The 266-nt window shown below is 48.9% G+C and carries 1 protein-coding gene; it reads right to left on the bottom strand.

The features are described 5' to 3' along the window. Positions 1 to 3 precede the first annotated feature (3 nt). Positions 4 to 266 (bottom strand): transposase (locus AB4585_RS21595; protein ID WP_372170876.1); only part of this gene is annotated, 263 nt, incomplete at its 5' end.

Here is a 266-nt window from a genome sequence, read left to right as displayed (position 1 = left end):
GGTTCATCGCGGCTTTCCGGGGAAAGCCGCTTTTATCTTCAAGAAGAAGTAGTCGGTATCTCGATACCCATACCCCATTCGCTTGATTAGCTTTATCTTGTTGTTTATCCCTTCTAGGGTGCAGGTGTTTAGCGGATAACTTGCCGATGCGATAATACCGTGAAGATAAGGACTCAGTTTTCGTGCGAACTCTTTCAATGGCTTAATTCCACTCTCTTGTACTTGTGCCCACCACGCCTCCCAGAGCCCAGGGCGGGATCGCACTT

The sequence above is a fragment of the Vibrio sp. 10N.222.49.C9 genome (genome assembly GCF_041474985.1).
GTDB classification, from domain to species: Bacteria; Pseudomonadota; Gammaproteobacteria; order Enterobacterales; family Vibrionaceae; genus Vibrio; species Vibrio crassostreae_C.
The sequence above is the reverse complement of the archived record's forward strand: the minus strand, read 5'-3'. Positions and strand labels throughout refer to the sequence as shown.